Annotated in this window: 23 protein-coding genes; 15 read left to right on the top strand and 8 right to left on the bottom strand. The window is 67.5% G+C overall.

All coding sequences use genetic code 11. The annotated features are described in order from the left end of the window. Nucleotides 1-6: 6 nt before the first annotated feature. From VHAB30_RS16965 to VHAB30_RS16945, 5 genes are all read right to left on the bottom strand, one after another. The gene (locus tag VHAB30_RS16965) at nt 7-1,449 is read right to left on the bottom strand and encodes an MFS transporter (RefSeq protein ID WP_159277875.1); all 1,443 of its coding nucleotides are present in this window, start codon (nt 1,447-1,449) and stop codon (nt 7-9) included. 77 nt (nt 1,450-1,526) lie between these two features. Then, a complete protein-coding gene (locus VHAB30_RS16960; protein WP_159277874.1) occupies nt 1,527-2,657 on the bottom strand; it encodes a 2-aminoethylphosphonate--pyruvate transaminase in 1,131 nt (376 codons plus the stop codon). Nucleotides 2,658-2,708: 51 nt separating this feature from the next. Further along, nucleotides 2,709-4,433, bottom strand: a complete 1,725-nt coding sequence (locus tag VHAB30_RS16955) for a putative 2-aminoethylphosphonate ABC transporter permease subunit (RefSeq protein WP_159274603.1) — start codon at nt 4,431-4,433, stop codon at nt 2,709-2,711. Next, on the bottom strand, nt 4,430-5,572 hold the full coding sequence (locus VHAB30_RS16950; RefSeq protein ID WP_159277873.1) for a putative 2-aminoethylphosphonate ABC transporter ATP-binding protein: 1,143 nt from the start codon (nt 5,570-5,572) through the stop codon (nt 4,430-4,432). The genes VHAB30_RS16955 and VHAB30_RS16950 overlap by 4 nt, the downstream gene beginning before the upstream one ends. A 77-nt stretch (nt 5,573-5,649) precedes the next feature. Next, nucleotides 5,650-6,687, bottom strand: coding sequence for a putative 2-aminoethylphosphonate ABC transporter substrate-binding protein (locus tag VHAB30_RS16945; protein ID WP_159277872.1), 1,038 nt, complete (start codon nt 6,685-6,687; stop codon nt 5,650-5,652). Between the two features lie 160 nt (nt 6,688-6,847). On the opposite strand from VHAB30_RS16945, the gene VHAB30_RS16940 reads away from it, so the two are divergent. The 5 genes from VHAB30_RS16940 to VHAB30_RS16920 are packed head-to-tail and all read left to right on the top strand — an operon-like array spanning nt 6,848 to nt 12,265. Beyond that, nucleotides 6,848-7,594: a phosphonate utilization associated transcriptional regulator gene (locus VHAB30_RS16940; protein ID WP_159277871.1), complete on the top strand. Its 747-nt coding sequence runs from the start codon at nt 6,848-6,850 to the stop codon at nt 7,592-7,594. 1 nt (nt 7,595) lies between these two features. After that, the gene (gene phnA / locus VHAB30_RS16935) at nt 7,596-8,822 is read left to right on the top strand and encodes a phosphonoacetate hydrolase (RefSeq protein WP_159277870.1); all 1,227 of its coding nucleotides are present in this window, start codon (nt 7,596-7,598) and stop codon (nt 8,820-8,822) included. 21 nt (nt 8,823-8,843) lie between these two features. Continuing rightward, nucleotides 8,844-10,292: a phosphonoacetaldehyde dehydrogenase gene (gene phnY / locus VHAB30_RS16930; RefSeq protein WP_159277869.1), complete on the top strand. Its 1,449-nt coding sequence runs from the start codon at nt 8,844-8,846 to the stop codon at nt 10,290-10,292. A 2-nt stretch (nt 10,293-10,294) separates the two neighbouring features. After that, a complete protein-coding gene (locus VHAB30_RS16925) occupies nt 10,295-10,867 on the top strand; it encodes a phosphonate degradation HD-domain oxygenase (protein ID WP_062468773.1) in 573 nt (190 codons plus the stop codon). Nucleotides 10,868-10,876: 9 nt separating this feature from the next. Then, nucleotides 10,877-12,265 carry an FAD-dependent oxidoreductase gene (locus tag VHAB30_RS16920; protein WP_159277868.1) on the top strand — a complete coding sequence of 463 codons (1,389 nt, stop codon included), beginning with the start codon at nt 10,877-10,879 and terminating at the stop codon, nt 12,263-12,265. A gap of 15 nt (nt 12,266-12,280) precedes the next feature. Here VHAB30_RS16920 and VHAB30_RS16915 read toward each other — a convergent pair whose 3' ends face one another. Together VHAB30_RS16915 and VHAB30_RS16910 are read right to left on the bottom strand one after the other, a co-directional pair. After that, entirely contained in the window at nt 12,281-13,798 is a 1,518-nt protein-coding gene (locus VHAB30_RS16915; protein ID WP_095744313.1) for a CoA-acylating methylmalonate-semialdehyde dehydrogenase, read from the bottom strand. 22 nt (nt 13,799-13,820) lie between these two features. Continuing rightward, nucleotides 13,821-15,176 carry an aspartate aminotransferase family protein gene (locus VHAB30_RS16910; RefSeq protein WP_062468764.1) on the bottom strand — a complete coding sequence of 452 codons (1,356 nt, stop codon included), beginning with the start codon at nt 15,174-15,176 and terminating at the stop codon, nt 13,821-13,823. Between the two features lie 106 nt (nt 15,177-15,282). On the opposite strand from VHAB30_RS16910, the gene VHAB30_RS16905 reads away from it, so the two are divergent. Then, nucleotides 15,283-16,266 (top strand): LysR family transcriptional regulator, encoded by a 984-nt coding sequence (locus VHAB30_RS16905; RefSeq protein ID WP_159277867.1) that lies wholly within the window; start codon nt 15,283-15,285, stop codon nt 16,264-16,266. Continuing rightward, nucleotides 16,266-16,745: a GNAT family N-acetyltransferase gene (locus VHAB30_RS16900; protein WP_216850720.1), complete on the top strand. Its 480-nt coding sequence runs from the start codon at nt 16,266-16,268 to the stop codon at nt 16,743-16,745. The genes VHAB30_RS16905 and VHAB30_RS16900 overlap by 1 nt, the downstream gene beginning before the upstream one ends. 12 nt (nt 16,746-16,757) lie before the next feature. Here the strand turns inward: VHAB30_RS16900 and VHAB30_RS16895 are convergent, their stop codons facing one another. After that, nucleotides 16,758-17,522: a FadR/GntR family transcriptional regulator gene (locus tag VHAB30_RS16895; protein WP_062468755.1), complete on the bottom strand. Its 765-nt coding sequence runs from the start codon at nt 17,520-17,522 to the stop codon at nt 16,758-16,760. A gap of 214 nt (nt 17,523-17,736) precedes the next feature. On the opposite strand from VHAB30_RS16895, the gene VHAB30_RS16890 reads away from it, so the two are divergent. From VHAB30_RS16890 to VHAB30_RS16855, 8 genes are all read left to right on the top strand, one after another. After that, nucleotides 17,737-18,942 (top strand): ABC transporter substrate-binding protein, encoded by a 1,206-nt coding sequence (locus VHAB30_RS16890; RefSeq protein ID WP_159274611.1) that lies wholly within the window; start codon nt 17,737-17,739, stop codon nt 18,940-18,942. Between the two features lie 88 nt (nt 18,943-19,030). Next, complete coding sequence (locus VHAB30_RS16885) at nt 19,031-19,891, top strand: branched-chain amino acid ABC transporter permease (protein WP_099795893.1); 861 nt, start codon at nt 19,031-19,033, stop codon at nt 19,889-19,891. A gap of 7 nt (nt 19,892-19,898) precedes the next feature. Continuing rightward, nucleotides 19,899-20,858 carry a branched-chain amino acid ABC transporter permease gene (locus tag VHAB30_RS16880; RefSeq protein WP_159277866.1) on the top strand — a complete coding sequence of 320 codons (960 nt, stop codon included), beginning with the start codon at nt 19,899-19,901 and terminating at the stop codon, nt 20,856-20,858. Beyond that, nucleotides 20,855-21,622, top strand: a complete 768-nt coding sequence (locus tag VHAB30_RS16875) for an ABC transporter ATP-binding protein (RefSeq protein WP_139701858.1) — start codon at nt 20,855-20,857, stop codon at nt 21,620-21,622. Before VHAB30_RS16880 ends, VHAB30_RS16875 begins: the two co-directional genes overlap by 4 nt. Further along, nucleotides 21,619-22,326 (top strand): ABC transporter ATP-binding protein, encoded by a 708-nt coding sequence (locus VHAB30_RS16870; RefSeq protein ID WP_159277865.1) that lies wholly within the window; start codon nt 21,619-21,621, stop codon nt 22,324-22,326. Before VHAB30_RS16875 ends, VHAB30_RS16870 begins: the two co-directional genes overlap by 4 nt. 27 nt (nt 22,327-22,353) lie before the next feature. Further along, complete coding sequence (locus VHAB30_RS16865) at nt 22,354-23,634, top strand: Zn-dependent hydrolase (RefSeq protein ID WP_159277864.1); 1,281 nt, start codon at nt 22,354-22,356, stop codon at nt 23,632-23,634. Further along, nucleotides 23,631-24,767 carry an ABC transporter substrate-binding protein gene (locus VHAB30_RS16860; protein ID WP_159277863.1) on the top strand — a complete coding sequence of 379 codons (1,137 nt, stop codon included), beginning with the start codon at nt 23,631-23,633 and terminating at the stop codon, nt 24,765-24,767. The genes VHAB30_RS16865 and VHAB30_RS16860 overlap by 4 nt, the downstream gene beginning before the upstream one ends. Further along, nucleotides 24,764-26,257 (top strand): M81 family metallopeptidase, encoded by a 1,494-nt coding sequence (locus tag VHAB30_RS16855; protein WP_159277862.1) that lies wholly within the window; start codon nt 24,764-24,766, stop codon nt 26,255-26,257. Before VHAB30_RS16860 ends, VHAB30_RS16855 begins: the two co-directional genes overlap by 4 nt. Nucleotides 26,258-26,316: the final 59 nt, after the last annotated feature.

The raw sequence follows: 26,316 nt of genomic DNA, 5'->3' as shown, positions 1-26,316 counted from the left end.
CCGTCTTCAGGGCCGCTCGCCGCCGGCTTCCGACGACAGCGGCGGCGCCACTTCCTCCAGCGGCTTGCGTTCCGCATCGGCCGCGTAGCGCAACGCCAGCAGTCCCGCGACGATGACCAGCACGGCGCCGATCAGATAGCCCACCATCACCGCACCGCGGCTGCCGGTCTCGATCAGCATCCCGAACAGCACCGGCGCCGCGAAGCCGCCCGCGCCCATGCCGATGGCATAGAAGATCGCGATGGCCATGGCGCGCATCTCCAGCGGGAACACCTCGCTCACCGTCAGGTAGGCCGAGCTGGCCGCCGCCGACGCAAGAAAGAACACCGCCGACCAGCACAGCGCCTGGCTGCGCGCGTCGAGCCAGCCCTGCATGAAGGCCCAGCCTGTGAGCGCCAGGCCCACGCCGGCCAGCACATAGGTCAGCGCGATCATCTTGCGTCGGCCCACGCTGTCGAACAGCGGACCCAGCAGCAGCGGCCCGAGCACGTTGCCCAGCGCGAACGGAAAGATGTACAGCGCCACGCGGCCTTCGGCCACGCCGTAGAAGCGCGTGAGCACCAGCGCGTAGGTGAAGAAGATCGCGTTGTAGAAAAAGGCTTGCGACACCATCAGCGCCGTCGCCACCACGCTGCGCGCTGGGTAGCGCCGCAGCAGCACGCGCGCCACCTCGCGCATCGACGAGCTGTTCTGGCGCGCGGCGGTGTACATGACGTGGCCTTGCGCGGCGGGCAGCGGGCCGTGCTGCACTTCGACTTCGCGCTCGATGCCCGCGACGATGCGCTCGGCCTCATCCGCGCGTCCGTGCGCGATGAGCCAGCGCGGGCTCTCGGGCACGTGGCGGCGCACCAGCAGGATGGCCACCGCCAGCACCGCGCCCAGCGCGAAGCCCGCGCGCCAGCCCCACACGGGGCCGATCACGCGCGCATCGAGCAGCACGAGGCTCAGCGCCGCGCCGAGCGCCGCACCGATCCAGAAGCTGCCGTTGATCGCGAGGTTGACGCGCCCGCGCACGCGCGCCGGAATGAGTTCGTCGATGGCCGAGTTGATGGCCGCGTATTCGCCGCCGATGCCCAGCCCGGTGACGAAGCGGCACAGCGCAAAGAAGGCGAAGTTGGGCGAGAAGGCCGTGGCCAGCGTGCCGATCGTGTAGACCACGAGCGTGAGCAGGAAGAGCTTCTTGCGCCCGAGCCGGTCGGTGAGCCGGCCGAAGACCAGCGCGCCGATCACCGCGCCCGCGATGTAGATCGAACCCGACCAGCCGATTTCTGCCGCCGTGAGCCCGAGCGTGTCGGGCCGCTCCAGCACCGCGCCGATGGAGCCCACCAGCGTGACCTCGAGGCCGTCGAGGATCCAGGCCACGCCCAGCGCGATCACCACGCGCCAGTGCCAGCGCGACCACGGCAGGCGGTCCAGGCGGGCAGGGATGTCGCTGCGCAGAACCGTCATGCGGGGCATTATGCGAAGCGCATCACCCCCGCGTTGTAGGACCGGCGCTGCAATGCGCCGGTCTGCTCACAGGTGCTTCAGGCCGCGACGGCCGCGCTCACCTGCCGGATGCCCATGGCTTTCAGCGTGTCGGCAATGGCCGCCACCGCGCCCGGGATGCCCGCGTCGCCGAAGTGCCCCATGCAGCCCACGCGGAAGGTCTCGACTTGCGTCAGTTTGCCGGGGTAGAGGATGTAGCCGCGCTTCTTCACCTCCTGGTAGAAGGTCTTGAAGTTGTAGTTGGCATCGTCCGGCGCATGGAAGGTGACGATGATCGGCGCCTGGATGGCCGGGTCGAGAAAGGGCCGGAAGCCCAGCGTGGCGAGGCCGTCGACCAGCGCCTTGCAGTTGCGCGTGTAGCGCCCGCCGCGCGCGGGCAGGCCGCCTTCCTCGATGTACTGCGCGATGGCGGTGTCGAGCGCGGCCACCACGTGCGTGGGCGGCGTGAAGCGCCACTGCGTGGTCTTCTCCATGTAGACCCACTGGTCGTACAGGTCCATGCTCAGCGAGTGGCAGTTGCCTTCGCACTTTTCGAGCGTGCTGCGCTTGATGACGACGAAGCCCATGCCCGGCACGCCTTCGAGGCACTTGCCCGAGGCGGCGACCACGGCGTCGAAGGGCGTCTTGCGCGCATCGATCTCCAGCGCGCCGAAGGAGCTCATCGCATCGATGATCAGGCCGCGCCCGTGCTTGGCGACCACCAGCGCGATCTCGTGCAGCGGGTTGAGCACGCCCGCGCCGGTTTCGCAGTGCACCACCGCGACGTGCGTGATGGACGGGTCGGCCGCGAGGGCGCGGTCGACGTCGGCGGGCGAGACCTGTTTCTCTTCGGTGTAGTCGATGGTGGTGAGCTTGCGGCCGAGCACCTTGCAGATCTTGGCCAGGCGCTGGCAGTAGGCGCCGTTGCTCGGCACCAGCACATGGCCGTTGCGCGGCACGATCGTGCCGATGGCCGCTTCGACCGAGAAGGTGCCGCTGCCTTGCAACGGAACGCATTCGTGCGTGCCCGTGCCGTGCACGATGTTGAGCACTTCCTTGCGGATGCGCGCCGTGATCTGGTTGAAGTCGGCGTCCCATGAGCCCCAGTCGCGCAGCATCGCTTGGCGGGTGCGGTCCGAGGTGGTCAGGGGGCCGGGCGTGAGCAGGATGGGGTGGGCGGCTTGACTCATGGTGTCTCCAGGCAGGGAAAGGGAATGAGGGGCGAGAGGTGAGGGGTTCGTTCAGCCGCGGCCGAGGTTGCGCCAGGCTTGCGTGCGTGCGAGCAGCACGCGTGTGAGAAGCGCGTAGGCGATGCACACCAGCGTCGAGGTGACGACGATCAGGCTGGCCAGCGCGGCGGCCGGGCCGATGTCGCCGGCGTCGTCCAGGTGCATGATCGCGACCGACGCGAGGATGGTCTCCGGCGTGTACAGGAAGATGGCGCACGACAGGCTGGCCATCGACACCACGAAGAAGTAGCGCCCGATGTCCAGGATGGCCGGCAGGCACACCGGCACCGTCACGCGCAGGAAGGTCTTGAAGAACGGCACCTTGAGCGATGCCGACACGGCTTCGAACTCGTTGTCGATCTGCTTGAGCGCCGTCACCGCTGTGAGGTGGCTCGAGGTGTAGTAGTGCACCACCATCGAGATGACCAGGATCGCCATCGTCTGGTAGAGAAAGTTCAGCGGGTTGGATGGATGGTTGAAGAACATCACGTAGCCCAGGCCCAGCACCAGGCCCGGCACCGCCATCGACAGCACCGCCATCAGGTGCATGCCCTTGCGCATGAGGCCCAGGTTGCGTGTCTTCTCGATCAGGTAGGCGCCCACGAACACGATGAGCGAGCCGGCCACCGCGGTGACCATGGCCACGAGCAGGCTGTTGCCATAGGCGGCGGCCATGTCGCTTTCCACCAGCACGAAGTGGTAGTGCTTGAGCGTGAACGACAGGTCGTAGGGCCACAGCGAGATCGCCGAGGTGTAGATCGCCATGCCGATGGTGGCCAGCAGCAGGCTGCAGACCACGGTGCAGAACAGCGTGAGCAGCGCATCGGCCACCTTGCGTGGCTTGGGTGTGTAGGGCACCGAGCGCGCCGTGAGCTGCGCCTTCAGCTTGCGTCGCACCACGTAGTCGATCACGAAGGAAATGATCGACGGAACGAGCAGCAGCATGCCCACCACCGCGCCGATGGAGAAGTTGTGCTGGCCCACCACCTGCTTGAACACGTCGACCGACAGCACGTTGAAGTTGCCGCCGATGACCTTGGGCGCACCGAAGTCGCTCACCACGTAGGTGAAGACCACGGTGGCCGCGCTGATCAGGCCGTACTTGCACGAGGGCAGGGTGATCGTCATGAACTGGCGCAGGGGCCGCGTGCGCAGGGCAGTGGCCGCCTCGTACAGTCGGCCGTCGGCCAGCGACAGCGCGGTGACCAGGATCATCAGCGCGTGCGGGAAGGTGTTGTAGACCTCGGCCAGGATGATCCCGGGCGCGCCGTAGATCGAGGCGCCGCCCAGCAGGAACTTGAGTGCGCCCTGGTTGCCGAACCACTGCACGAAGGAGATGGCCGACAGCAGCGAGGGCGCGAGCAGCGGAATGAGCGCGATGAGGCGGAACACCGCCTTCAGCGGCGCCGGCATGCGGCTGCGCGTGAGCGCGTAGGCGAACACGAAGGCCGTGGGCACCGAGATCATCACCACCGCGGCCGACACCCACACCGAGTTCCAGGCCGCGCGCAGCAGGCTCGGCGTCTGGAAGTAGGTGATGAAGTGGGCCAGGCCGACGAAGCGGCCGTTCTTGTCCTGCACCGCGTGGGCCAGGATGGTCAAAAGCGGCGCGATGAGGAACACGAACAGCATCGCCATCACCACGAACAGGATGGCGCGCGCGATGGTCTCGTCGCGGCTCCAGCGCAGGGCGGGGCGCGCAGCGAGCACAGGCCGGGGATGTGCCAGCGTGTTCATGGCTTGGCGGTGCGCGCGGCAAAGGCGCGGATGCGGTTGGCGCGCAGGGCGATGTCGATCGTGTTGCCTTCGCGGATGTCCAGGTCGTGCAGCTGGTTCAGCGAGAAGTGCAGGCCCAGCGTCTGGCCGTGCAGCGCGTCGGCTGTGACTTCGGCAATGCACAGGCCGCCCAGGAACTCGACCTTCGTGACCTTGGCCTGCAGGCGGTTGGGCGTGTCGTCGCGCAGGTGTTCCACCGCGCGGTCTTCGGGCCGCAGGTACAGGTTGACCGCGTCGCCGGGCTCGAAGGCGCCGTCGCAGGCGTCGCACTGCAGCTCCATGTCGCCGACCTGGAAGCGCTGGTTGCCCAGCGCCATCGCGCGCAGCACGTTGACCTTGCCCACGAAGTCGGCCACGAAGGGCGTGGCCGGCTGCTCGTAGATTTCCATCGGCGTGCCGACCTGCTCGATCACGCCGTGGTTCATCACCACGATGCGGTCGGCCATCGACAGCGCTTCTTCCTGGTCGTGCGTGACCATGATGGTCGTGATGCCGACCTGCTTCTGCAGCCGGCGGATCTCGCCGCGCAGGCGGATGCGCTCCAGCGCGTCGAGCGCCGACAGTGGCTCGTCCAGCAGCAGCAGGCCGGGCCGCGTGGCCAGCGCGCGGGCCAGCGCCACGCGCTGTTGCTGGCCGCCCGAGAGCTGGCTCGGGTACTTGGCGCCCGAGGTCGGCAGGCCGACCAGCTTCAGCAGCTCGTCGACGCGGGCCTTGATCTCGCCCCGCTTCGCACGGCTGTTGACGAGGCCGTAGCCCACGTTCTCGGCGATCGACAGGTTGGGAAAGAGCGCGTACGACTGAAACACGATGCCGTAGTCGCGCTTGTCCGGCGAGAGCCACGAGACGTCCTTGCCGTTCTGCAGGATCTGCCCGGCGGTCTGCGTCTCCAGGCCCGCGATGATGCGCAGCAGCGTGGTCTTGCCGCAGCCCGAGGGGCCGAGAAAGCACAGCATCTCGCCCGGGTTCACGCGCAGGTGCACGTCGCGCAGCGCGCTGAAGGACTCGAAGTCCTTGCGAACGCCGACGATCTCGAGGGCCGCGGGCGGGGCCGAAGTGGGAGTCAACTGGCTGGCGATGAAGCGGGTGTCGGTCATGTCCATTTTTCGCACTCGTCGTTGGAGGGCGTCACCAGCTGCGGCGGCACCCTTGAATTGAAAACCGGGGGATGCCGTCGGGCTTATTTGGGTTCGGCCTTGCCTTCGTAGCGCTTGCTCCACTCGGCCAGGATGCGTTCGCGGTTCTTGGCGGCCCAGTTCAGGTCGTTCTTGGCCAGCAGCTTCTCGTAGTTGTCCGGAATGCCTTCCAGCTTGGAGACCACGCCGGGGTAGGCGACCACGGCCCACCAGCGCGCGCTGATCTGGTTGGCTTCCTTGCTCGCCATCCAGTCTGCAAAACGCTTGCCTTGCGCCAGCTTCGTGCTGGTCTTCATGAGGCTGGTGGCCTCGATGTCCCAGCCCAGGCCTTCCTTCGGAAAGATCAGGTCGACCGGCGCGCCCGACTTCTTCACCTGGTGCGCGCGGAACTCGAACGAGATGCCGATGGGGAACTCGCCCGCGCCCGCCTGCTTGCAGGGCTTGGAGCCCGAGTGCACGTACTGCGCGATGTTCTGGTGCAGCGCGTCCATGTACTTCCAGCCTTCGGCGTCGCCCATGTTCTGCAGCCAGTACGACACGTCGAGGTAGCCCGTGCCGCTGGAGGCGGGGTGCGGCATCGAGATCGTGCCCTTGTAGACGGGTTTGGTCAGGTCCTTCCAGCTCTCGGGCTTGGGCAGGCCGAGCTTCTTGGCCTCGACCGTGTTGAAGCAGATGGTCGCGGCCCACACGTCCATGCCGACCCAGGCGGGCGGGCGGGCGGCGTCGGAGTACGCGGGGTTCAGCTCCTTGAAGCCCTTGGGCTCATAAGGAAGCAGCATGCCTTCCTGCTGCAGCAGCGCCAGGCTGCTGGCGGCCAGGCCGGCCACCACGTCGGCCTGCGGGTTGGCTTTTTCGGCCAGCAGCTTGGCGGTGACGATGCCGGTGGAGTCGCGCACCCACTTCACCTCGATGTCGGGGTTGGCCTTCTCGAACGCGTCCTTGTAGAGCTTCATGGCGTCGGTCTCGAGCGCCGTGTAGACCAGGAGCGGCGTCTTTTGCGCCCACGCACTGCCGGACATGAGGCCGAGGGCCGCAACACACAGGGCGGCCGTGAGACGGCGCGTGCTTTGTTTCATCGTCATCTGTTTCTCCTGAAAGGCTGGCTGTCACTGAAGAAGGGTGAGGGCTGGCGCCGGCGCGAGGGTGGGCAACGCCATCCGGTGTTTGCAATGTAGGTTGCTGATTGATGACTGTCAATAAAAAATTGTTGACAGTTGACGATCATTCGGGAAAATACGCCCCATGGTCACCAGCAATCACTCCGCCGCCCTCGCGTTCCTCCAGTCCAGCTCGCTGCCGATGCTGATGCAGGAAGAAATCGAGCGTTTGATCATGACGGGCGAGCTCCCCGTGGGCAGCCGCATCAACGAGAGCGAGCTCTCGCAGCGCTTCAACACCAGCCGCGGCCCGATCCGCGAGGCGTTGCGCGCACTGGAAGAAGCGGGCCTCGTGCGCAACGAGAAGAACCGCGGTGTCTTCGTGCGCGAGATCGCGTTCGAGGAAGCCGACGAGATCTACGAGCTGCGCGAGGCGCTGGAAGAAATCATTGGCCGGCGCGTGGCCCTGGCCATCCAGCCCGACGCGGTGGAGCGCCTGCGCGCCATGGTCGACGCCATGCGCTCGGCGGCCCAGGCGCAGGACGTGGAGCAGTACGCGCAGCTCAACCTGCAGTTCCACGAGATCCTGCTCGACACCGCCGGCAGCAAGAAGCTCACCGAGACCTACAAGCGGCTCGTCAAGGAGCTGCACCTTTTCAGAATGCGCGCGCTCGACAGCGGCGGCGGCCTGCGGGTCTCGGCCGACGAGCACAGCCACATCGTCGACGCCATTGCCAGCGGCAACCCCGACACGGCAGGGCGCGCACTGCGCGAACACGTGGCCGGCAGCCGCGCACGCATGCACAAGGCCTTCGGCCGCATCGACGCCGATGCGGCCATCTCCAGCAACACCACCGCTACCCCGAACCACCCACCCCAAAAGGAAGTCTGAAATGACACCGGAGACACTTGAAGTCAATGCCAGGAGCTATCGCTGGATGGCGCGTCCGATCGTGGTCGTGTGCGTGGACGGCTGCGAGCCGGCGTACCTCGACGCGGCCATTGCGGCCGGCGTGGCGCCCTACATCGCCCGCATGCGCAAGGACGGGGCCGACCTGCTCGCCGATTGCGTCGTGCCCTCGTTCACCAACCCGAACAACCTGTCGATCGTGACCGGCGCACCGCCCGCGGTGCACGGCATCTGCGGCAACTACTTCTTCGACCGCGAGCTGGGCCAGGAAGTGATGATGAACGACCCCAAGTACCTGCGCGCCGGCACCGTGCTGGCCGCGTTTGCCGACGCGGGCGCCAAGCTCGCGGTGGTCACGGCCAAGGACAAGCTGCGCAAGCTGCTGGGCCACAAGATGAAGGGCATCTGCTTCTCGTCCGAGAAGTCGGACCAGGTGACGATGGAAGAAAACGGCATCGACAACGTGCTCGACATGGTCGGCATGCCGGTGCCTTCGGTCTACAGCGCCGAACTCTCGGAGTTCGTGTTTGCCGCCGGCGTGAAGCTGATGGAATCGCAGCGTCCTGACCTGATGTACCTGTCGACCACCGACTACGTGCAGCACAAGGCCGCGCCAGGCAGCCCCGCAGCGAATGCCTTCTACCAAATGATGGACGGCTACCTCGCGCAGCTCGATGCGCTCGGCGCCACCATCGTGCTCACCGCCGACCACGGCATGAACGACAAGCACGGCGCGGACGGTTCGCCCAACGTCATCTACCTGCAGGACGTGCTCGACGGCTGGTACGGTGCCGAAAAGGCCCGCGTGATCCTGCCGATCACCGACCCGTACGTGGTGCACCACGGCGCGCTCGGTTCCTTCGCCACGGTGTACGCACCCGACGAAGCCAGCGTGCCGGGCTGGATCGAACGCATCAAGGGCATTCCGGGCATGGAGCTCGTGCTCTCGCGCGCCGAAGCCGCCAAGCGCTTCGAGCTGCCGCCGGACCGCATCGGTGACATCGTGGTGGTGAGCGAGCAGAGCACCGTCATCGGCACCGCCGCCAGCCGCCACGACCTGTCGGCGCTCGAAGTGCCGCTGCGCTCGCACGGCGGGGTGTCGGAGCAGAAGGTGCCGCTGATCTGCAACCGTCAGGTCGAAGGCATCGCCGCCGGCCGCCGGCTGCGCAACTTCGATGCGCTCGACCTCGCCCTGAACCACGCACGCTGAAGCCACACGGAGCAAGCACCCATGAGCCAAGCCATCCTGAAGCCAGGCACCGTCCACCGCGAAGCGCTGCGCATCGCCGGCGAGAAAGTCCACCGCGACCGCACCATCGAGGTCACCTACCCCTACACCGGCGAGGTGATCGCCACCGTGCCCAAGGCCACGCTGGACGACGTGCGCAATGCCCTGCGCATCGCCCGCGACTACAAGCCCACGCTCACGCGCTATGAGCGCTACAAGATCCTCATGCGCGCCGGCGAGATCATCGCCTCCCGCCTGGACGAGATGTCGCGCACCATCACGCTCGAGTCGGGCCTGTCGCGCAAGGACTCGCTGTACGAAGTGGGCCGCGCCTCCGACGTGCTGCTGTTCGCCGCCAACCAGGCGCTGGTGGACGACGGCCAGGTGTTCTCCTGCGACCTCACGCACCACGGCAAGAGCCGCAAGGTCTACACGATGCGCGAGCCGCTCTTGGGCGCCATCACCGCCATCACGCCGTTCAACCATCCGCTGAACCAGGTGATCCACAAGGTGGCGCCGGCCATTGCGACCAACAACCGCATCGTCTTGAAGCCCAGCGAGAAGACGCCGCTCACGGCCTTCCTGCTGGCCGACATCCTGTACGAGGCGGGCCTGCCGCCGCAGATGCTGTCGGTGCTCACGGGTGACCCCAAGGAGATCGCCGACGAGTTGCTGACCAATGCCGACGTCGACCTCGTCACCTTCACGGGCGGCGTGCCCATCGGCAAGTACATCGCGGGCAAGGCCACCTACAAGCGCCAGATTCTGGAGCTGGGTGGCAATGACCCGATCATCGTGATGGAAGACGCGGACATTGAAGAAGCGGCGACGCTGGCTGCGAACGGGTCTTACAAGAACTCGGGGCAGCGCTGCACGGCCGTGAAGCGCATGCTGGTGCACGAAGCCGTGGCCGATCGCTTCGTCGAGCTGCTGGTGCAGAAGACCAAGGCGCTGAAGTACGGCGACCCGATGGACCCCGACATCGACATGGGCACCGTGATCGACGAAGCGGCGGCCAAGCAATTCGAAGCTGTCGTCAACGAAGCCATCGCCGCCGGCGCCAAGCTCCTGTACGGCAACGAACGCCGCGGTGCGCTGTACTCGCCCACCGTGCTCGACCACGTCGACCCCGAGATGACCGTCGCCAAGCACGAGACCTTCGGCCCCGTGTCGCCGGTCATCCGCTTCAAGAACATCGACGAGGCGATCCGCATCTCCAACGGCACGGCCTACGGCCTGTCGTCCTCGATCTGCACGAACCGGCTGGACTACATCACGCGCTTCATCCGCGAGCTGAACGTGGGCAGCGTCAATGTGCGCGAAGTGCCGGGCTACCGGCTGGAGCTCACGCCCTTCGGCGGCATCAAGGACTCGGGCCTGGGCTACAAGGAAGGCGTGCTCGAAGCGATGAAGAGCTTCACCAACACCAAGACCTACTCGCTGCCCTGGTAACCATGAGCCTCAGCATCCCCGACATCGTCGGCCTCTTCGAGACCAAGGGCCATGCGCAGTACGACGGCGAGCCGGTCACGCAGCTGGAGCACGCGCTGCAGTCCGCGCACCTGGCCGAGCAGGAGGGCGCGGACAGTGCGCTGATCGCCGCCGCCCTGCTGCACGACCTGGGCCACCTGCTGCACGACTTCGGTGGCACGCCGACGCAGCAGGGGCTGGACGACCTGCACCAGTACCGCTGCCTGCCGTTCCTGCGCGCGCTGTTCGGTCCGGCCACGCTGGAGCCGATCCGGCTGCATGTGGACGCCAAGCGATTCCTGTGCGCGCGCGTGCCCGGCTACCTGGAGGCGCTGTCGCCCGACTCGAAGCGCAGCCTGCAACTGCAGGGCGGCGTCTTCGACGAGGCGCAGGCCAACGCCTTCGAGACGCTGCCGTATGCAATGGACGCAGTGCGCCTGCGGCAGTGGGACGACACGGCCAAGCTGGCCGATGCCGACATGCCTGGCCTCGCGCACTTCGTGCGCCACCTCGAGATCAGTTCCGCCGAACACCGGCAAGCCCTCACCACCGCTTAAGGCACACGGATGCGCCCCTTCTGGATCGAACAAGCGCTCTTCAACGACGGCGATCTGGCACCGGCGCTGCAAGGTGAAACCAGCGCCGACGTCTGCATCGTCGGCGGCGGCTTCACCGGCCTGTGGACGGCCATCCAGGCCAAGCTGCAGGCGCCCGCGCTCGACATCGTCATTCTCGAAAGCGACCTGTGCGGCGCCGGTGCGAGCGGGCGCAACGGCGGTTGCCTGCTCACCTGGTCGGCCAAGTTCCTGACCCTGCGGCGGCTGTTCGGCGAAGACGAGGCGGTGCGTCTCGTGAAGGCGTCGGAAGCGGCGGTGGGGCACATCGCCGACTTCTGCGCGGCGCACGGCATCGACGCCGAGCTGCGGCGCGACGGCACGCTCTACACCGCGACCTCGCAGGCGCAGATCGGCACGCTCGATCCGATGATGCAGGCGCTGGAGGCGCGCGGCATCCACTCGTACCACGCGCTGCCGCCTGACGAGGTGGCGCGGCGCTCGGGCTCGGCGCGCAACCTGGCCGGCGTGTACTCGCCGATCGCCGCCACCGTGCACCCGGGCAAGCTGGTGCGTGGGCTGCGTCGCGTGGCGCTGGCCATGGGCATCCGCATCCACGAGCGCACGCCGATGCTCGACTTCAGCACCGACCAGCCCGTGCTGGTGCGCACGCCGACCGGGTGCGTGCGCGCGAAGAAACTGGTGCTGGCGATGAACGCGTGGATGGCCAGCCGCTTCCCGCAGTTCGAGCGGACCATCGCCATCGTCTCGAGCGACATGATCATCACCGAGCGCTGCCCCGAGCTCCTGCAGCAGATCGGGCTGACCGACGGTGTGTCGGTGCTCGACTCGCGCACCTTCGTCTACTACTACCGCAGCACGGTCGACGGCCGCATCATGCTGGGCAAGGGCGGCAACACCTTCGCCTGGGGCGGCCGCATGGCCAAGGTGTTCGACGAGCGCTCGCCTTATGAGGGCGAGCTCACGCGGGCCCTGCATTCCTTCTTCCCGGCATTGCGCGACACGCCGATCACCGCGAGCTGGAACGGGCCGTCCGACCGCTCGGTGACGGGCTTTCCGTTCTTCGGCAAGCTCGATGGGGCGCCGCACATCTACTACGGCTTCGGCTACTCGGGCAACGGGGTGGGGCCGACCTACATGGGCGGGCAGATCCTGTCGTCGCTGGTGCTCGACCAGGACAACGCATGGACGCGCAGCCCGATCACGGGCGGGCCGCTGGGCTATTTTCCGCCGGAGCCGATGCGCTATGTGGGCTCGATCGTCGTGCGCAACGCGATCCGCCGCAAGGAACGCGCTGAGGATGAGGACCGCCAGCCGTGGCTGGTGGACCGCATGCTCAGCAAGCTGGCGAACGCCGCAGGCAAGGCTGATAAAGCCTGACCTGCGGAGACCGCATCAACGGTTCGAGGGGAACGAGAACATCGTCCCTTCACGCACGCCGGCCGAAGGCCAACGCTGCGTGACGGTCTTGCGCTTGGTGTAGAAGCGCACGGCGTCGGGGCCGTAGGCGTGCAGGTCGCCGAACAGCGAGCGCTTCCAGCCGCCGAACGAGTGGTAGGCCACGGGCACCGGCAGCGGCACGTTGATGCCGACCATGCCGACCTGGATGTTGTCGCTGAACCAGCGTGCGGCCTCGCCGTCGCGCGTGAAGATGCAGGTGCCGTTGCCGTACTCGTGCGCGTCGATCAGGTCCATGGCTTCCTGCAGCGTCTTCACGCGCACCACGCCGAGCACCGGGCCGAAGATTTCTTCCTGGTAGATCGTCATGCCGGGCTTCACGTGGTCGAACAGGCAGGCGCCCAGGTAGTAGCCGCCTTCGTGGCCTTCGACCTGGATGCCGCGGCCGTCGACCACCAGCTTGGCGCCGGCGGCCACGCCCGCGTCGACGAAGGCCTTGACCTTCTCGAAGTGCGGCTGGGTGACCAGCGGGCCCATGTCGTTGCCGTTGTCGGTGCCGGGGCCGACCTTCATCTTGGCGATTTCGACCTTCAGGCCCTCGACCACCGCGTCGGCCGTGGCGTCGCCCACGGCCACCACCAGCGGGATCGCCATGCAGCGCTCGCCGCAGGAGCCGTAGGCCGCGCCCATGAGCGCGCTCACGGCGTTGCCGATGTCGGCATCGGGCATCACGACCGCGTGGTTCTTGGCGCCGCCCAGCGCCTGCACGCGCTTGCCGTGGGCCGTGCCCGTGGTGTAGATGTATTCGGCGATGGGCGTGGAGCCCACGAAGCTCACGGCCTTCACGCGGCGGTCGGTCAGCAGCGTGTCGACCGCTTCCTTGTCGCCGTTGACCACGTTCAGCACGCCCGGCGGCAGGCCGGCCTGCAGCGCGAGTTCGGCCATGAACAGCGTGGAGGAGGGCGTGCGCTCCGAGGGCTTCAGCACGAAGGTGTTGCCGCAGGCCACGGCCATCGGCCACATCCACAGCGGCACCATGACGGGGAAGTTGAACGGCGTGATGCCGGCCGCCACGCCCATGGCCTGGAACTCGCTCCACGAGTCGATCGACGGACCCACGTTCTTGCTGTGCTCGCCCTTGAGCAGCTCGGGCACGTAGCTGGCGTACTCGACGTTCTCGATGCCGCGCTGCAGCTCGCCGTGCGCGTCGGCCAGCACCTTGCCGTGCTCGGCGGTGATGAGCGCGGCGATGGTGTCGGCGTTTTCCTCGAGCAGCGTCTTCAGGCGGCTCATCACGCGGGCGCGCTTGAGCGGCGGCGTGTTGCGCCAGGCCGGGAAGGCGGCCTGCGCCGAGGCGATGGCCTGCTCGACCGTGAGCTTGTCGGCGAGCGCGACGCTCTTGGCCGACAGGCCGGTGGCGGGGTCGAACACCGGCTGCACGCGGCTGCCGCCGCCGACGTGCTTGCCGTCGATGAAGTGGCCGATGGTGGCGGTGACGTTCTTGTCGTGTTGCATGTCTTCAGGTCTCGAAAGGGGATCAGTTGGTTTCGGCCAGGGCGTCGGCGAGCGCATTGACCATGCGGTCGATCTCGGCCTTCTCGGCGATGAACGGGGGGGCGAGCTGGATCGTGTCGCCGCCGTAGCGCACGTAGAAGCCCTTCTTCCAGCAGTTCATCGCGATCTCGTAGGGGCGGCGCGCGGGCTCGCCCGGCAGCGCGGCGATAGTGATGCCGGCGGCCAGGCCGTAGTTGCGGATGTCGGCGACGTGCTTGCTGCCCTTCAGGCTGTGCACGGCGTTCTCGAAGTGCGGGGCCAGCGTCTGCACGCGGCCGATCATGTCTTCCTTCTGGAGCACGTCGAGCGCGGCGATGCCGGCGGCGCAGGCCACGGGGTGTGCGCCGTAGGTGTAGCCGTGCGGGAACTCGAGCATGTACTCGGGGCCGCCGGCGGCCATGAAGGTGTCGTAGATGTCCTTGCTGGCCACCACGGCGCCCAGCGGCTGCGCGCCGTTGGTGACCTGCTTGGCGATGTTCATGATGTCGGGCGTGACGCCGAAGGCATCGGCGCCCGTGAGCGCGCCGCAGCGGCCGAACCCGGTGATCACTTCGTCGAAGATCAGCAGGATGTTGTGGGCCGTGCAGATGTCGCGCAGGCGCTTCAGGTAGCCCTTGGGCGGAATCACCACGCCGGCCGAACCCGCGAAGGGCTCGACGATCACGGCCGCGATGGTCGAGGCGTCGTGCAGCGCGATCAGGTCGAGCAGGCGGTCGGCCAGCTCGGCGCCGCTTTCGGGCATGCCGCGCGAGAAGGCATTGCTGGCCAGCTGCGTGTGCGGCAGGTGGTCGGCCTCGACGCCCTGGCCGAACAGCTTGCGGTTGGCCGCGATGCCGCCCACCGAGATGCCGCCGTAGTTCACGCCGTGGTAGCCCTTCTCGCGGCCGATGAGGCGCGTTTTGCCGGCCTGGCCCTTGGTGCGCCAGTAGGCGCGCGCCATCTTCAGCGAGGTGTCGGCGGCTTCGGAGCCCGAGCCGGTGAAGAACACGTAGTCCAGGCCGGCGGGCGTCAGTTCCTTGATTTTGTTGGCCAGCTCGAACGAGAGCGGGTGGCCGAACTGGAAGGCGGGCGAGTAGTCGAGCTTGGCGATCTGGCGGCTCACCGCCTCGGTGATCTCGGGGCGGCCGTGGCCCAGGCCCGAGCACCACAGGCCCGACAGGCCGTCGAAGATCTTGCGGCCGTCGTTGTCGGTGAAGTAGGCGCCCTTGGCCTCCACGATGATCCGCGGATCGGCCTTGAAGTTGCGGTTGCCGGTGTAGGGCATCCAGTGCGCCTCGAGCCAGGCGGCGTCGGTGCGCGCGGTGGGCGTGGGTTCGATGGCGGGTGTGGCGAGGGTCATGGCGCATCCCGCGCAAGGCGGGCTCCGGGGGTGAAGGGATGCGCCGATTGTTCGCAACGCCTTCAGTGTGGAGAATGGCGCAATATCAATGTTCACTTGACGATCCATGCAAGTAAAGGCCAAGGCCTCGCCCGCCGACGAAACCGCTGCCCAGGGCACCCGCAACCGCGCCGTGCTGGGGCAGCTCAGCGACATGGACCTGCGCCTGCTCAAGGTGTTCAAGAGCGTGGTCGACTGCGGCGGCATGGCGGCGGCCGAGCTGGAGCTGAACATCGGCACCTCCACCGTGAGCCGCCACGTGAAAGACCTGGAAACCCGCCTGGGCCTGGTGCTGTGCCGGCGCGGCCGGGCCGGCTTTGCGCTCACGGCCGAGGGCCAGCGCGTGTACGACGAGACGCTGCGGCTGCTGGCCTCGGTCGACGCCTTTCGCGGCAGCATCGACGACATCCACAACCGCATGGGCGGGCAGCTCGACGTGGCGCTGTTCGACAAGACCGCGACCAACCCGAAGGCGCGCATCGGCGAGGCCATTGCCCGCTTCACCGAGATCGCGCCCGAGGTGAACCTGGCGGTGCACGTGGGCTCGATCAACGCCATCGAGCAGGGCGTGCTGGAGGGCAACTTCCAGATCGGCATCATCCCGGCGCACCGCAGCTCGAAGAGCCTCGTCTACGCCGACCTGTTCGACGAGACCATGCTGCTGTACTGCGGCCAGGGGCATCCGCTGTTCGACAGCCCGCACGGCAAGCTCACCTGGTCGAAGCTGGGCGAGCATCATTTCGCGGGGCTGGGGTATCACTCGCCGAACATGGAGCTGAGCCACCGGGCAAGGCTGTCGCGCAAGGCGACGGGGTTCGACCAGGAGGCGATCGCGACCTTGATCCTGTCGGGGCGCTTCCTGGGCTTTCTGCCCGACCACTACGCGCAGGTGTTCGAGCAGCGCGGGCTGATGAAGGCGGTGCTGCCGGCACGCTTCAACTATGCGTGCCGGTTCGTGAGCCTGCTGCGGCGGTCGCCGAAGCCTTCGCGGGCGGTGCTGGCGTTTCAGGCGTGCCTGGAGCAGGCGCATGGCGGTGCGAAGCAGATCTGATGGCACTGAAACCACCCCAGATGACCGAAACACCACTGCGTATTCGCCCTGCACTTGCGTCGGAACACCGGGCACTCGAAGACTTGCAGCGGCGCGCATCGCTCGCGAACCCCGGCGATCGCGAGGCAATTCAGTCCGACCCGGACGCCATTGAACTGCCTCTGGCCCAGATCGTCGATGGCCGGGTGTTCGTGGCAGAGATCCATGGCGTGACGGCGGGATTCGCTGTCGTGCTGCCCAACGATGACGGCAGCGCCGAACTCGATGGATTGTTCGTCGAGCCCGAGGCATGGCGTCGCGGCATCGGCAAGGCATTGGTCGCGCACTGTGTCGAGCTTTCCCGGCGCCAGGGTGCGTCGGCACTCCACGTCACCGGCAATCCACACGCCGGGTCGTTCTACTTTCGATGCGGATTCGAGGCGAACGGCACTGTCGCCGTGCGCTTCGGCAGGGCCGAGCGGTTCCGCAAGGTCTTCTAGACCTTTGTGGTGCTATCGCTGTCCGCTGGGCAGCAACAAGTGCTTCGCGCCAATGTGCGCTTCCATCTCGTGCATATGGTGCTCCGCATCCACCATGTGCTCCACCATCAACCGCCGCACCTCGTCCGCATCTTCCTTGCGGTAGGCCGCCAGCAGCTGCGTGTGGTAGTCCACGTTGGTCTCGCCGAAGTGGTGGTGGTCCAGCGCCTTCTTGTAGACGACGAGGTCGCGCAGCAGGTCGTTGAGAAAGCGGCACATGAAGGACAGCACCGGGTTGGGGCAGGCCTCGGCCAGCATCGTGTGAAAGGCCAGCTCGGCCTCGCGCTGGGTGCGCAGTTCGTCCTCGTTGGTCGGCTCGACGGTGCACAGGCGCACGTTGTCTTCGAGCCGCGCGAACTGCTCGGGCGTCAGCCGCCCGACCACGCTCACGGCCAGTTCGGGCTCCAGCGCCTTGCGCAGCTGGTAGATATGGTGGCCGTCCAGGTGGTGAAAGTGCAGGAAGTTGCGCAGCGGCTCCGACGCATGGTCGACCGACACCTGCTGCAGGTACGCGCCGCCGCCGGGGCCGGTGCGGATCGAGATCAGCCCGCGCACCTCGAGCGCCTTCAGCGCCTCGCGCACCGTGCTCTTCGAATAGCCGAAGAGCTCGATCAGTTCCTTCTCGTTCGGTAGCCGGTCGCCGGGCTGCTTGCGCTCGGCAACGATCCATCGCTTGACGTCTTCGACGATGACGTCCGAGAGCTTTTGCCGCTTCGGAGGGTTGTGCCCCACTCTCATCAAAACGCTCCATCCATGCACATCGGGAGATGCGCGGGATGCGCAACAGCGCGCGATCTTAACGGCGTCATCGGCAGGGTCGGGTTGGGTTTGGGCACGGGGCTTGCTAACGGGTTTTTACCAACATATTAATCCTATTTATCCGCTTAAATTGCCGGCGATCGCAGGCACTGTGTTTTCTTCCCCACTTCCCACACCACGACCGGAGAACCCCATGCAACGCAGACAACTCCTTCAGCTCGCCGCCCTGTCGGCCGCCCCGGCCTCGCTCCTGATGAGCCGCTCGGCCATCGCCCAGGCCACCGACGTGATCCGATTCGGTGCGCCGGTGCCCATGTCGGGTGCCTTCGCGGCCAACGGCAAGTTCGCCGACCTGGGCACCAAGCTGGCGATCGAGCAGTACGGCAAGGTGCTGAACCGTCCGCTGGCGTACACGCTGCTCGACACCGAAGGCAAGCCGGCCACCGCCGTGCGCAAGGTGCAGGAGGCCTCGCAGCAGCAGGGCGCGAAATTCTTCGCGGGCGGCATCCTGTCGTCGGAAGCGCTGGCCATGGGCAAGGAGGCCGAGAAGGCCGGGGGCCTGTTCATCACCACCGCAGGCGCAGACGAGATCACGGGCAAGGACTGCAACCCCGCCACCTTCCGCTGGTCGGTGCCCACCTTCGGTGCGATCGAGCAGACGGTGCGCCCGCTGATCGCGTCGATGCCCAAGGCCAAGCGCTGGTACACGATCACGCCGCAGTACGTGTTCGGCGACGGCCTCTTGAGCGCGGCCAAGACCATCTTCCAGGAGAAGGGCATCGAGCACGTGGGCAACAGCTACCACTCGCTCAACGACAAGGAGTTCAGCGGCTACCTCACCAACGCCATGGCCGCCAAGCCCGACGTGCTGCTGCTCCTGAACTTCGGCGCGCAGTCGTCGGCGGCGCTGCGCCAGGCGGTGAGCTTCGGCATGCACAAGAACATGACGATTCTCATGGCCTGGGCCTCGGGCCTGGAGCAGTTCGACGAGCTGGGCGCCGACCTGTGCGACGGCGTCTACTTCGGTGCGCAGTACTGGCACACGGTCGACACGCCGCTCAACAAGGACCTCGTGAAGCGCACCGCCGACAAGCTGAAGATCGTGCCCAACTACAGCCTGGCCGGTTCGTACATCTGCACCAAGATCCTCATCGACGGCATCGTCAAGGCCGGTACGGTCGACCAGAAGGCCGTCATCGCGGCGCTCGAAGGCATGAAGTTCGACGGCCTCACGGGCGTGGAAGAAATCCGCAAGGCCGACCACCAGGTGATCAAGGACTACTACCTGCTCAAGGGCAAGGCGAAGTCGAAGATGGCCAACCCGGCCGACTACGTGGACGTGGTGAGCTCGGGCAAGTCGTTCCTGCCCGTCGACAAGACCGGCTGCAAGCTGGCCTGACGCCGCCCGGCTTCGCGCCGCGCCCGCGCCGTTTTTGGGCGCGGGCAGGGCGCGTGCCGCCTGCACGTTTGCCACCCCCACGACACCTATGTCCGTCTACCTGCTCCAGACCATCAACGGAATCGGCATCGGCATGCTGTATTTCCTGCTGGCCGTTGGCTTGTCCATCGTGTTCGGCCTGCTGCGCTTCGTGAACTTCGCGCACGGCGCTTTCTACCTGCTGGGCGCCTACCTGTGCTTCCAGGCCATGCAGTGGGGGCTCAACTTCTGGGCCGCACTCGTGCTGGTGCCGCTGTTCGTCGGCGCGCTCGGCTGGCTGGCCGAGAAGCTGCTGCTGCGCCGCGTGTACGCCAAGCCGCACGAGTTCCACATCCTCGTGACCGTGGGCCTGGCACTCGCGGTGCAGGAGATCGTCATCGTGTTCTGGGGCCCGCTGGGCAACAGCGTGCCCACGCCCGACCTGCTGCAGGGCGTGGTGATGTGGGGCAGCTTCATCTACCCGAAGTACCGGCTCTTCGTGATCGGCTTCACCGCCGTGCTCGCGGTGTTGCTGTGGTGGGTGCTCGAAGGCACGCGCCTGGGCAGTGCGGTGCGCGCGGGCAGCGAATCGACCGAGATGGTCTCGCTGCTGGGCATCAACGTGTTTCGCGTGTTCAGCCTGGTGTTCGCGCTCGGCGCGGCCACGGCGGCGCTGGCCGGCGTGCTGGCTGCGCCCATCCGCGGGGCCGAGCCCTTCATGGGTGTCGAGGCGCTGGGCGTGGCCTTCGTGGTCGTGGTGATCGGCGGGCTCGGCAGCTTCAGCGGGGCGCTGGTCGGCGGCGTGCTGATCGGCATCGTGCAAAGCCTCATGAGCACCATCTGGCCGCCGGGGGCGAGCCTGATGATCTACATCGCGATGGGCGCCGTGCTGCTGTTGCGCCCGCATGGCCTGCTCGGCCGCAGAGGATGAACGTGCCATGCCAAAGAAATACACCTTCCTTCTGGCGCTGATCGTCGCGCTCGCGCTGCCGCTGTGCATGCGCTCGGGTTCGCTCGCGAGCGAAGTGCTCATCTACGCGCTCGCGGCCCTGGGCTGCAACCTGCTGCTGGGCTACACGGGGCTGCTCTCGTTCGGCCAGGGCATCTTCTTCGGGCTGGGCAGCTACACCATCGCGATCCTGCTCACGCGGCTGCAACTGCCGATGCCGCTCGCCTTGCTCGCCGCCATCGGCATGGGCGCACTGGGCGCAGCGGTGGTCGGCTGGGTCGCCATCCGCCAGCGCGGCACCTACTTCGTGATGCTCACGCTGGCCTTTGCGCAGATGTTCTATTTCATCGCCTACACGGCCTCGGGGCTCACGGGCGGCGACAACGGCCTGCTCGACGTGCCGCGCCCGGCCTTCATGGACACGCCGTGGAAGTACTACGCCTTCGTGGCGGTGATCTTCCTGGCCGCGTTCGCGCTGCTGCTCAAGGTGACCGACTCGGTCTTCGGCCGCACGCTGCTCGCCATCCGCGACAACGAGGACCGCGCCGCCGCCGTGGGCTACGACCTGAAACGCTTCAAGCTGCTGGCCTTCGTGATCTCGGGCGCCGTCACGGGCCTGGCCGGCGGCCTGCACGCCATGATGACCGGCATCGCGCCGCTGTCGAACGCCGAGTACCACACGAGCGAGATGATCCTGGTCATCACCGTGATCGGCGGCACCGGCAACCTGTTTGCCTCGGTGCTGGGCTCGGCCTTCTACGTGTTGCTGGCCGACTGGCTCTCCACGCTGTGGCCGCGCTGGCTGCTGTTGCTGGGCCTGCTGCTGATCGGCGTGAGCATCGGCATGCAACGTGGGCTCTGGGGCCTGGGTGAAAGCGCCTGGCGACGGGTGTTCCGCAAGACGGCGGCCGCAGCCAAGGCGCCGGCCGTGCAAGGAGAACAGGCATGAGCGACATCCTCATCGAAGCCATCGGCGTCACCAAGCACTACGGCAAGTTCGCCGCGCTCGGCGGCGTCGACCTGAAGATCAGGCGCAACACCGTGCACTCGGTGATCGGGCCCAACGGCGCGGGCAAGACCACGCTGTTCCACATGCTCACGGGCACCGGCACCACCACCGGCGGGCGCATCCTGTTCGACGGCCACGACGTGACGCGCGAGCCCGACCACCAGCGCGTGCAGCGCGGCATGGCGCGCTCGTTCCAGGTCACGAGCCTGTTCCCCAGCCTGTCGGTGCGCGAGAACCTGCGCGTGGCGGCGCAGGGCGTTGCGCCGCGCCAGGCCATGAACTGCTGGCGTGCACCCATCGGCGAGCGCGCCTGCGCCGACACGGTGGCCGAGGTGCTCGCGCGCGTCGGCCTCGAGCGACTGGCCGACACGCCCGCCAGCGTGCTCTCGCACGGGCAGCAGCGCCGCCTCGAAGTGGGCATGGCGCTGGCCGCGAAGCCCAAGGCCATCTTCCTGGACGAGCCGACCTCGGGCATGGGCATCGACGACCTCGACGACATGAAGCATCTCATCCGTGGCCTGCGCGACGCGCACACCGTGGTGCTGATCGAGCACAACATGAACATCGTGATGGACATCTCCGACACCGTGACCGTCATGCAGCTGGGCCGCGTGCTGGCCGAGGGGCTGCCGGGCGACATCCGGTCCGACGCACGCGTGCGCACCGCGTACCTGGGCAACATGATCACCGGAGGCAAGGCATGAGCAACATCCTCGAAGTCGAAGGCCTGCACGCGCACTACGGCAAGAGCCATGTGCTGCAGGGCGTGTCGCTCACGGTGGGCGAGGCCGAACTGGTCACGCTGCTGGGGCGCAACGGCGCGGGCAAGTCGACCACGCTCAAGAGCATTGCCGGCGCCGTCACGCCTACGAAAGGGCGCGTGCGCTTCCAGGGCGCGGACATCGCGGGCCAGCCGCCGCACCGCATCGCCACGCGCGGCGTGTGCCTGGTGCCCGAGCACCGCGGCATCTTCAAGCTGCTCACGGTGGAAGAGAACCTGCTGCTCGGCCTGCGGCGCGATTCGCCCTGGCAGCTGGCCGACATCTACCGCATCTTTCCGCGCCTGAAGGAGCGCCGGCGCAACGGCGGCGGGCAGCTGTCGGGCGGCGAGCAGCAGATGCTGGCCATCGGCCGCGCGCTCATGAACCATCCGCGCCTGCTGATCCTGGACGAGCCCGTCGAAGGCCTGGCGCCGGTGATCGTGGAAGAGATCGTCGCGCAGCTCAAGACCATCAAGGCCGCGGGCGTGGCCATCCTGCTGGTCGAGCAGAACCTCGAGGTCTGCGTGCAGCTGGCCGACCGCCACTACATCGTGGAGCAGGGCGTGATCGTGCACGAGGCCGGCAACGCCGCCTTCGTGGCCGACCACGACGTGAAAGACCGCTATCTGGGTGTTGGCCTTGCCTGAACCCGCCATTCATTCGTCGCAAAAACCATGAACACAACGAACGAACTTTCCACTGCAACGGATGTGCGCGCCCTGCGCGTGAACGGCCAGCGCCTCTGGGACTCGCTGATGCAGCTCGCGCAGCTCGGCGCCACCGAGAAGGGCGGCGTGTGCCGCATCGCGCTCACCGACCTCGATCGCCAGGGCCGCGACCTCTTCACGCGCTGGGCGCGCGAAGCGGGCTGCGAGGTGCGCGTGGACGCCATCGGCAACATCTTCGCGCGCCGCGCGGGCCGCAACAACGCGCTGCCACCTATCACCACCGGCAGCCACATCGACACGCAGCCCACGGGCGGCAAGTTCGACGGCAACTACGGCGTGCTCGCGGGGCTGGAGGTGGTGCGCGCGCTGAACGATGCGGGCATCGAAACAGAAGCACCGCTCGAAGTGGCGGTATGGACCAACGAGGAAGGCTCGCGCTTCGTGCCCGTGATGATGGGCTCGGGCGTGTTCGCCGGCGCCTTCACGCTCGAGCACGCGCTCGCGCAGCGCGACACCGAGGGCGTGAGCGTGGCCGAGGCGCTGTCGGCCATCGGCTACGCGGGCGCCGTGCCCGCCTCGGCGGCGGCGTCGCCGGTCGGCGCCTACTTCGAGGCGCACATCGAACAGGGCCCGGTGCTCGAAGCCAACGAGCGCGTCATCGGCGTGGTCGAGGGCGCGCTGGGCCAGCGCTGGTACGACGTGGTGGTGCAGGGCATGGAAGCCCATGCCGGCCCCACGCCGATGGAGCTGCGCAAGGACGCGCTGCTGGCCGCCGCCGAACTGGTGGTCGAGGTGAACCGCATCGCGCTCGCGCACGCGCCGCACGGGCGCGGCACGGTCGGCTGGATCGACAACTACCCGAACTCACGCAACGTGATCCCGGGCCGCGTGAAGCTCAGCGTCGACTTGCGTGCGGCCGACGACGTGGTGCTGTCGGCCATGGACGCGGCGCTGAAGGAAGCCGTGCAGCGCATCGCTACCAAGGGCAAGGTCGAGGCGACAGCCGAGCAGGTCGTGTACTTCCCGCCGCAGCCGTTCACGCCCGCGCTGGTGTCGGCCGTGCGCGAGGCCGCGCAGGACCAGGGCATGACGTGGATGAACGTGATCAGCGGCGCCGGCCACGACGCCGTGTACCTCGCGCGCGTGTGCCCCGCGGCGATGATCTTCGTGCCCTGCCTGGACGGCATCAGCCACAACGAGATCGAAGACGCACAGCCCGACCATCTCGAAGCCGGCTGCAACGTGCTGCTGCAGGCGATGCTGCAGAGCGCGGGAGTGGCCACGTGAAGGCGGTGCTTCGCCGCATCGGCCTTCACTGCGTGCTGGCGATGGGCCTGGTCGCGGCGTCGACGGCGGCCCTGGCGGCTGGAGAGCCGATCCTGGTCGGCCAGTCCGCGGTGCTCACGGGCCCGTTCACGCCGAACAGCCTCGCGTTCATGGAAGGCCAGACGCTGTTCCTCGACCAGTTGAACAAGGCGGGCGGCGTCGGTGGCCGGCCCGTCAAGATGATCACCTACGACGACGCCTACATGCCCGAGAAGGCCGCGGCCAATGCCGAGAAGCTGCTCGGAACGGACCGCGTCGTCTGCCTGTTTGGAACCATGGGCACGGGCATCGGCGCGGCCATGGTGCCGGTGGCGGCGAAGTACGACAGCTTCATCTTCGGCGGGCTGACCGGCGCGGCGGTGCTGCGCGGGCCGAAGGTGCCGATCTTCCACGTGCGGGAGTCGTATGCCGACGAGGTCTCGCGTGTGATGAACCACCTGACGACCGTGGGCCTGACGCGCATCGCCATCGTCTCCAGCGATGACGCCTACGGCAAGGGCATCGAGAAGGACGCAGTGGCCGCGCTCGAGAAGAACAAGCGGCCGGCCCTGCTGTCGCTGCGTTTCGATCCGAAGGAAAAGGAGCATCCCGCCATCGCGCAGCAGGTGATTGCGAGCGGGGCGCAGGCGGTGTACGTCATCGCGGCCGGCACGCCGGCGATCAACATCATCCGCTCGCTGGTGGCCGCGCCCATCCATCCGCAGATCTACACGAACTCGGTGGCGAGCTCGTTCCTTCTGTACAAGGAACTCGGCGACAAGAGCCGCGGCATCGTGCTGTCGCAGGTGGTGCCGCCGTTCTGGAAGACACGCTTTCCCATCGTCGACGAATACCAGCGCGCGAGGAAGGCCGCGGGCAGCGAAGGCGAAGGCTCCTACCTGGGGCTGGAGGGCTACATCACGGCCAAGGCCTTCGCGGAATCGCTGCAGCGCGTGAAGGGGCCGATCACCACCGAATCGCTGCGCCGCAGCATCGAGAACTCGCCGCCCATGAACCTCAATGGCTTCACGGTCGCGTTCCGTCCCGACAACCGCAACGGCTCCAGCTTTGGCGACATCACCATGCTGGGCAGCGCCGGAAAGTTTGCCCAATGAAAGTCCTGATCGCACGTCTCAACCACGAGACCAACACCTTCTCGCCCGTGCCCACGCCGCTCGCGGCCTTCGGGCCCGACGGCCCGACCTTCGGCGAACAGGCCTACACCGACAACAAGGGCATGCGCACCGCGATGTCGGCCTTCATCGACCTGGCCGAAGCGGCCGGCGCGCAGCTCGTCACGCCGGTGTCGGCCTCGGCCAACCCGAGCGGGCCGGTCGATGCGCAGGCCTACACCACGCTCACGCAATGCATCGTCGATGCGGCGCCGGGCTGCGACGCCATCCTGCTCGACCTGCACGGCGCGATGGTGGCGCAGAACAGCACCGACGGCGAAGGCGACCTGCTGGTGCGCCTGCGCGCTGCCGCGCCCGGCGTGCCGATCGGCGTGGCGCTGGACCTGCATGCCAACGTGACGCCCGCGATGGTGGAGAACGCCGACGTCATCGTCGGCTTCAAGACCTACCCACACGTCGACATGTACGAGACCGGCGAACACGCCGGCCGCCTGCTGTTCGACCTGCTGGCCGGGCGCAGCCAGCCGCACATGCGCTGGCGCCAGCTGCCGCTCATGGCGCACACGCTGCGCAGCGCCTCGTTCACCGGCGCGATGCAGCGGGCCATCGAGGCGGCGCGCGCGGCGGAGGAATCCGAGTCGCTGGCGGTGTCGATCCTGGCGGGTTTCTCGCTGTCGGACATCACGGCGCCGTGCATGAGCGTGATCGTGGTCGATGCGCAATCGCCCGCGCGCGCACAGGCCACGGCCGACCGCATCGCGGCGCAGATGTGGGCCGAGCGCGAAGCCTTCATCTACCGCAGCGAGCCGCTGGCCGACTCGGTCGCGCGCGCGAAGCTCATCGCCGGCGGCGCGACGCGCCCGGTGCTGCTGCTCGACCACGGCGACAACTGCATGTCGGGCGGCAGCTGCGACACCATGGACGTGCTGCAGGAGGCGCTGGCGCAGGGCCTGGACGGCATCGGCGTCGGGCCGCTGTGCGACCCCGAGGCGGTGGCCGCGCTGGTCGCGGCGGGCGAGGGCGCCGAAGTGACGGTGGCGCTGGGCAACAAGGTGTCGCTGGAAGGCATCGGCCTCGCGAAGACGCCCGTGCAATTGACGGGCGTCGTGCGAACGGTCAGCGACGGCGAGTACGTGATCACCGGCCCCACCTACACCGGCCAGCGCAGCAGCATGGGGCGCACCGTGCTGTTCGACATCGGCGCGGCGCGCATCGTCGTCACCGAGCGCACGCAGGAGCCGTGGGACATCGGCGTGTTCGAATGCGCCGGGCTCGACCCGCGCACCGAGCGCTTCCTGCTGCTGAAGTCGCGCATGTACTGTCGGCCGGTGTTCGAGCCGCTGTCGGCGGCGCTGGTGGAGTGCGACAGCCCCGGCGTGACCAGCTCCGACTACAGCCTGTTCCCGTTCAGCCAGGTGCGCCGGCCGGTGTTTCCGCTCGATGCGAACGCGGCGATGGACGTGCCGGCATAACCTGCCACGTCATCGACGCGCGGCGCGTGCCCCGCGACCATTCCTTCACCCCGCGCTGT

Origin of the sequence: Variovorax boronicumulans, assembly GCF_009811375.1 — a bacterium.
Taxonomy (GTDB): Bacteria; Pseudomonadota; Gammaproteobacteria; order Burkholderiales; family Burkholderiaceae_C; genus Variovorax; species Variovorax boronicumulans.
Note: the sequence above shows the minus strand (reverse complement) of the source record. Positions and strands in the feature narration are given on the sequence as shown.